Source organism: Clostridia bacterium (assembly GCA_012841935.1).
In the GTDB taxonomy this organism is placed as follows: domain Bacteria; phylum Bacillota; class Peptococcia; order DRI-13; family DTU073; genus DUTS01.
Genome location: DUTS01000125.1, coordinates 1 through 7,036 on the forward strand (window position 1 = coordinate 1; position 7,036 = coordinate 7,036).

At 38.1% G+C, this 7,036-nt stretch carries 8 protein-coding genes and 1 other annotated feature; of the genes, 2 read left to right on the plus strand and 6 right to left on the minus strand.

Features of this window, described 5'->3' with window-relative positions; genetic code table 11:
* Positions 1 to 389: class I tRNA ligase family protein (locus GX687_06965; protein HHX97176.1), on the minus strand; the 389-nt coding region annotated here is incomplete at its 3' end.
* 42 nt (positions 390 to 431) lie between these two features.
* Positions 432 to 652: a binding site (T-box leader), on the minus strand.
* A 117-nt stretch (positions 653 to 769) separates the two neighbouring features.
* On the opposite strand from GX687_06965, the gene GX687_06970 reads away from it, so the two are divergent.
* On the plus strand, positions 770 to 1,510 hold the full coding sequence (locus GX687_06970; GenBank protein HHX97177.1) for a hypothetical protein: 741 nt from the start codon (positions 770 to 772) through the stop codon (positions 1,508 to 1,510).
* 139 nt (positions 1,511 to 1,649) lie between these two features.
* On the opposite strand, the gene GX687_06975 is transcribed toward GX687_06970, so the two are convergent.
* Positions 1,650 to 2,072: a TIGR04086 family membrane protein gene (locus tag GX687_06975; GenBank protein ID HHX97178.1), complete on the minus strand. Its 423-nt coding sequence runs from the start codon at positions 2,070 to 2,072 to the stop codon at positions 1,650 to 1,652.
* Between the two features lie 99 nt (positions 2,073 to 2,171).
* On the opposite strand from GX687_06975, the gene GX687_06980 reads away from it, so the two are divergent.
* The gene (locus tag GX687_06980; protein HHX97179.1) at positions 2,172 to 3,125 is read left to right on the plus strand and encodes a hypothetical protein; all 954 of its coding nucleotides are present in this window, start codon (positions 2,172 to 2,174) and stop codon (positions 3,123 to 3,125) included.
* Here GX687_06980 and GX687_06985 read toward each other — a convergent pair.
* The 4 genes from GX687_06985 to GX687_07000 all read right to left on the minus strand — a co-directional run bounded on the left by GX687_06985 (position 3,050) and on the right by GX687_07000 (position 6,903).
* Positions 3,050 to 4,294 carry a glycine betaine/L-proline ABC transporter ATP-binding protein gene (locus GX687_06985; GenBank protein HHX97180.1) on the minus strand — a complete coding sequence of 415 codons (1,245 nt, stop codon included), beginning with the start codon at positions 4,292 to 4,294 and terminating at the stop codon, positions 3,050 to 3,052. The two genes, GX687_06980 and GX687_06985, sit on opposite strands and share 76 nt — an antisense overlap.
* Positions 4,295 to 4,314: 20 nt before the next feature.
* Positions 4,315 to 5,169 carry a proline/glycine betaine ABC transporter permease gene (locus tag GX687_06990; protein ID HHX97181.1) on the minus strand — a complete coding sequence of 285 codons (855 nt, stop codon included), beginning with the start codon at positions 5,167 to 5,169 and terminating at the stop codon, positions 4,315 to 4,317.
* Between the two features lie 56 nt (positions 5,170 to 5,225).
* Entirely contained in the window at positions 5,226 to 6,245 is a 1,020-nt protein-coding gene (locus GX687_06995) for an ABC transporter substrate-binding protein (GenBank protein ID HHX97182.1), read from the minus strand.
* 64 nt (positions 6,246 to 6,309) lie between these two features.
* Positions 6,310 to 6,903, minus strand: a complete 594-nt coding sequence (locus tag GX687_07000) for a YihA family ribosome biogenesis GTP-binding protein (GenBank protein ID HHX97183.1) — start codon at positions 6,901 to 6,903, stop codon at positions 6,310 to 6,312.
* Between the last annotated feature and the right edge of the window lie 133 nt (positions 6,904 to 7,036).

Consider the following 7,036-nt stretch of genomic DNA (forward strand, 5'->3'; position numbering starts at 1 on the left):
TTCCATTCCCAAACTTTTTCCAAAAACTTTTCTCTACCCAAATCTTCTTTACTTAAACCCCGGACAGCCAAATTTTCCTCTACCTTAGCTTGAGTAGCAATACCAGCATGATCGGTTCCCGGCAGCCACAATGTCGCTTTACCCCTCATTCTTTGCCAACGTGTTAAAATATCCTGAAGTGTATTATCCAAAGCATGCCCCAAATGTAAGGAACCGGTCACATTAGGTGGAGGCATTACAATCGAAAAGGTTTCCACCTCCCCCCTTGCTTTTTTTTCAGGCAAATCCTCCCCAAGAGGTGCTTTAAAATAACCTTTACTTTCCCAAACTTGATACCATTTTTCCTCCACACCATGTGGATCATATGTTGTAGGTAATTGTTTAGGCAAAACTTTTCCCTCCTTTAAAACATAATAAATCCTTCACATCCCCAAAAGGACGGAAGGATTTTTATTCCGCGGTACCACCTTTTTTCTGTTTTAGAAACAAAACAGCTCTCAACAAGCGATAACGGGCTTACCCGGTGATCCCTACTTAAATTTCAAAATCACACCTCCAGAACGACTAGGCAGCTACCCTGACAAATCTCTCAACCTAAGGATTTATCTCTCTGTTGGGCTTTACGAGCCTTCCTTTCCTTCAACGGCACTTTAATTTTTATCTTACAGATTTGCCCCTTCTTTGTCAAACCTAAAATATTTTGACATCTAGGCTTGAATTGTTTATAATATAGGCACAATTATAGTCAATTGCCAGAGGGGGATTGCAAATGCTTCAAAAACTAAATGTTCATTTAACAAACCTTTTTCAACGTGCTCAAAACTATAATTTAAATAACAACATTGCTCAAATAGCTAGAAAAGGCAAAAATCCCAAGCTCGACCAAGCCTATAATCAAATCATGATTAAGATTAGCGACTTTTGGGGAGCAAAATTACCGTCAGAAAGTGAAATCCAAACCCTACTTCAGAAATGGCATAATTTTTTCAATGCCACCCAAGACCAAAATTATCGACAAATCAGCATGATAATTAAAAAAGATGTTTTTGGAGAACTACACCAAATGCGGGTAGTTCTTAATGATTTAAAATTAAACACCCTTCCAGGACGCAATCTACTTTTTAGTGATGAAAAAAAGGAACCTATTCCAATTAAGCGAGAAGAATTTATAGAAATTCTTGTAAAAGAAATTAATCGCGGTGAAAAAATAATGACTGAACTCAAAGAATATGCAAATCTTTCCTTAAGGGCCCGCAATAGTTATTTTGCTTCCTTTAATGAACAAGCTACTTATTCCTATTTTGTAGATCTAAAGGATTGCCAAAAACTAGCATATTATTTAGGAAAACTAGAGAACAACAATTTACAGCATCAGGGATTAAAAAACCTAGCCTGCATCATGGCCCAATTAAACCTGCCGCTAAAGGAAAGATATCTAAATCAAATAACTAGAGTAGAAAAAGAGTTAACTAACAAACGAAAAGAACAAATCTTAACACAAAGAAGGTAAACAGAAAAAACTGAGCTTTACCGCTTACAAAGTGCTTGGACTAATATTTATCGATTTAATACCGCAAAATAGGGGAGACTCTATTAGGTTTAAAAGAAAACAAAGAGGGAAGATAAACCTAACCCCGTAGTGCACAGCATTACGGGGTTGAATCTTCCTCCTCAACAGCCTCTTTTATTTTTTTTCTAACCAAAAATCTACTAAAATAACCACCGACAAGCCCCCAGAGAGACCAGACAAATAATTGTCTGCCTAAAGTCAGCCAGGAATAAAATTCTGGAGCAATTTCTAGATTAATAATTAGCCCCAAAAGTCCCAATAAAACTCCTACCCAAAGACCGTGCAACCAAGCGGTCTTTTTTACTTTACTACCAGCAATAATTCCCCCCAAAAGAACACCACTAATCCCCAATAAGTAGATTAAAAATTCCAGATGATAAACTGTGGCCGAACTATAAAACACCCAAAGAATCATCAAAAAACCGCCAATCAGCCAACAGGCCAAGGCAGTAACCATACCTAACCAAATTGCCGTTAATTCAACTTTTAACCAATGCTTCATCAAACCTCACCATTATAGCTTATGCCTAAAAACCCTGCCTATGTCAGTTATATTTTAAAAAATCCCAGACTATATATAAAGAAAAGGGGGTGGTAAAAATTGCGAACCCGTTTTCTTTTATTATTACTCTGCTGCCTAATTTTAATAGGCTGCTTACCCCGGAAAATGACCCCACCGGAAAAACCCCCTGGTAAAATTACACTTATTTATACTCAGGACTCTTTATTATATCTACCATTATATGCAGTACTTAAAAAAAATTATGATAAAAAACATAATTTTAATCTAAAACTGCAAAAAGTAGACACCTTTACATTTTCGGAGGAAACCGCGGAACATTTACTCTATTTAGGTGGACCAGAAGAAGTTTTTTATGGCTATCAACAAGAAAAGAAACTGGGCATTCTAAGTAAAATCGCTGCACAAAGCGGGCACCTACTCCTTTCCCGCAGTTCCCAAGAAACTTCTTGGCCGGAAATGAAAAATCGCGTAATTATTAGTGCCGGTAGTGGTAAACTCGCTTCCCTAGCATTGGAATATACTTTACGCAAACATAATTTAAAACCTTTTTTAGACCTTCACCTCATTAATAATTTGCCCGAAAAATTACGTCCTGCAGTTTTTCAAAGCGGCAGCGGACAATTTATTTTAATTGAAGAACCTGAGGCCACTTTATTGGAACAAGCTAAAGCTGGTTTTGTAATTAAAAGCATAGCCCAAGAAGTAAACAATCTGCCCACAGTATTTTTTACCACCAAAAAACAATATTTCCCTGAAACAGATCAAGCCTTTAATTTAGCCTTACAAGCAGGTTTAGAATTAATTGCTCAACAAACCCCGGAAGAAATTGCCAACTGGGCAGTAGAGTTTTTTCCGGGGTCGAGCGAAAAAACATTAATCCGCGGGATTTGCCGTTATAAAACACTGGGATGTTGGCCAACCACCCCAGAAATAACCAGTCAGGAATTAAAAGTTATTCAACAACTCCTTTTAGAGACCAAGGAACTAACAGCCCCCTTACCATTAGCTGAATTATTGTTACCCAAATCTTGAGCCAAAGCCGAAAGGACGGCTACCCGAACAATAATACCCAATAATTTTTGCCGTTCATCTAATACCGCCAAAGGGTATTTAGCTGTGGAGGCTGCCGGAAGTAAATCTTCCACATAAGTTTCCGGAGAAGTCCGGAAATAATCTTGGGAAAGAATTTCCGCCAGCCGCTTTTTCCTGCGAGCGGCTTTAATAGCATCATCAATAGTTACCAAACCAGATAATCTTCTTTGTTCATCTACAACAAAAACACTGGAGATACCCGCATTTTTCATTTCTTTAATTGCTACCTTAGGACCATCTTTAATAGAAACTAATGCACCAGGTCTCAACATAATATGCTTAGCCTGCAAAACCTTGGTTTTATCTACATCCTGAACAAAACTGGTAATATAGTCATTACGCGGGTGTGTAAGAATTTCTTCCGGTGTACCAATTTGAACAATATTTCCTTCCCGCATTACCGCAACCCGATCACCCAATTTAAAGGCTTCGTTAATATCATGAGTAATAAAAACGATTGTCTTTTTGAACTTAGCCTGAATATCTAAAAGCTCTAACTGCATTTCTCGACGAATTAAAGGATCTAAAGCACTAAATGGTTCATCCATTAATAAAATATGGGGATCATTAGCCAAAGCACGGGCTAAACCTACACGCTGACACATTCCACCACTTAACTGACTGGGATATTTATCACCCCAACCTTTTAGACCTACTGCTTCTAAAGTTTTTTGAGCAATGGCAGTACGTTCTTCAGCAGGAACACCGCGTATTTCTAAACCATATTCCACATTACCCAAAACTGTACGGTGCGTAAACAAGCCAAAATGTTGAAAAACCATGGCTACTTTTTTTTGCCTAAATTCCCTTAATTCCTGATGTTTATAATTAACAATATTAACACCATCAATATAAATTTTCCCGGCAGTGGGTTCATTTAATAAATTTAAGCAGCGCAATAAAGTTGATTTACCACAGCCAGAAAGACCCATTATGACAAAAAACTCCTCTTCTTTTACATCAAAAGAAATATTGCTGATCCCTACCGTATTACCGGTTTCCTTTAAAATTTTTGCTTTGGATTCACCTTTTTCTAATCTTTTTAATACTGCTTTCGGATTTCGTCCAAATACTTTAGTTAAATTCTCCACTTTTATTTTTACAGTCATTTTCAATCACCCTTTTTTACTTACTGTTCCGGTATTTGGTAGCGATCAACTATTCCTTGTGAAATACGGTCAACAATTATGGCTAGAATAACAATACTTAAACCAGCATCAAAAGCCCGGGCGATCTGAATCCTGCCAATACCTGCCAAGACTTCATAACCTAAACCTTCCACCCCGATCATAGAAGCAATTACAACCATGGAAAGAGCCATCATCGTAGTTTGATTGATACCAGTCATGATTGTAGGTAAAGCTTGTGGTAACTGCACCTTAATTAAAGTTTGCCCTGGTGAAGAGCCAAAAGCATAAGCTGCCTCTACCATTTCTTGTGGTACACTGCGAATACCTAAATTCGTCAATCTTATTATCGGTGGAAGAGCATAAATAATGGTAGCAAAGACAGCCGGTACCATACCTAAACCAAAAAACATCATCGCCGGAATAAGATAAACAAAACTGGGCATTGTCTGCATGGCATCCAGAATTGGCTTCATTATTAATTCAATTCTTCGACTATAGGACATGGCAATTCCAGTAGGCAAACCCAAAAGTAGTGCTAAAAATACCGAAGTCAAAACTACAGCCAGAGTAGTCATGGTTAATTCCCAAAGACCAAAAACCCCGATTAGGGATAAAGACAAACCATAAAGAATTCCCGCTTTTACATTTTTATAGCGCCAACCCAAAAGAAAAACGAAAAGCACTAGAACCCACCATGGTAACCAGTGCAAAAAAGACTCCACCTTCAACAAACATACTGAAATTACTTGTCGCAGTATCTCAAAAAACTCCAGACAATTATCCAGAAGCCATTTTACAATTCTTTCTACATACGGACCAAATCGAAAACTAATACTTTCTGGAAATGTTTGCATAAATTAAGTTAGTTGCTGTTTAAAAAACAGCAACTATTATCACCTCTCTTTTTTACTTATAATACAGCTTCTACTTTAGCCACTACATCCTGGGGTACCCACTCAGTCCATAAATCACGATTTTCTTTTAAGAACCAACGTGCAGTAGCCCGCGGTGTAGCTCCTGCTTCTTCCATATAAGCCAAGGCCTCATTAGTTAAAACCGCACTTGTTTCATAATTTTTTAGAAACTCAACAACTTCCGGCACACGCTGAGCCAAACTTTTATGCACACAAACCGTTACCGGTACCGCTGGAAAAGCACATTGATAACCATTTTCCCATTTTAGTTCATCAAATTCCGGTTCTTCGATAAAAGTTAAATCATATTTACCCATGATCCATTCAGGTTCCCAATAAAAACCCAACCAAGGTTCACCTTTTTCAATGGCTCCTACCATGGAGGCAGCCAAAGCAGTCCCAGAACCGGGACGGAAAAGATTATAGGTATCTGTTAACCCATAATTTCTTACTTTTTGACTAACAATTTCATCTGCTGCCCAATCAGGAATGGCCCCATAAATTCTACCCTTATTTTTATCCTCGGGGTCGCGGAATACTTGCCAATATTGCGGCAAATCATTGATTGTTTTCAAATCAGGAGCCAAAGGTTTAATTCCCCTTGCCTGATCACCTTTGATTACATAAGTGGGAACATAAAATCCCTGCCGATTATCATCAAAATTAATAGCTAGTTCTAAGATATCACCATTATCTAAGGCTTCTTCATACATAGTTAAATTATCTGTCCAAACTTCCATATAAACATCAAGATCACCACGTCTTAAACCTTCAAAAGCTACAATGGTGGTTCCAGGCATAATTTCGGTCTGATAGCCATAACCTTCTTCAACAATTAGACGAGCCACTTCATTATGGAATTTAATACTATCCCAACCAGCATCGGCGAAAACTAACTTTGCTTCCCCTTTTGCTCCACCGGTTGTGGACTCATTTTTACCACAAGCAGCCCCCAAAAGTAATATTCCGACTAAAACTGCGATTAATAACCAATTAAGCCTTTTGTTTTTCGGCATAATTTAAGAACACTCCCCCTATTTCCAAATTATATTAACAGGATAACATCCCGCCAACTTGTTGTCAACACCCAGATTGTGGGTTAGAGGGAATAATTTTATTTAACCAAGCTAGTACTTCCTGCCGACCTTGACTGGTTAAAGCCGAAAAAATAATGGGAGTTAATTGCAATTTACTTCTTATTTTTTCCGCCTGCTGCTTCTGCCGATTACGCGAAAGTTTGTCCGCCTTAGTGGCTATAATTAAACAAGGCAAACCGCGTTCAATAAGCCAATTACGCATTAATAGATCATTAGCTGTGGGCAGATGTCTTAAATCCACCACCTGTATAATTCCCTTTAACTGTTCACGATTATTTAAATATTCTTCAATGAATTCTCCCCACTTAGCTCGCTTTTTTTTGGAAACACGAGCATAACCATAACCAGGTAAATCCACACAATACCAAGCATTATTAATTTTATAAAAATTGAGGGTTTGAGTTTTACCCGGAGTACTACTCGTACGGGCTAAACTCTTACGTTTTACCAAACAATTAATTAGAGAAGATTTGCCGACATTAGACCTACCTACTAAGGCGATCTCAGCCCCTAGAGGTGGGGGATATTGGGCAGAACTTACCGCACTTACAACCAAACGTGCATTTTTGATCATCATTTCTCATCCGTTGCCAAAACCTTATAAAACTCTATAAGTTCTGTTTGTTTCCCTGTTCTTCCTGTCCAGTTTCGGATAAAACCTACCGCTGTTTGATATAACAGTCCAAGGGCTTAACTTCGGGTACAACGAA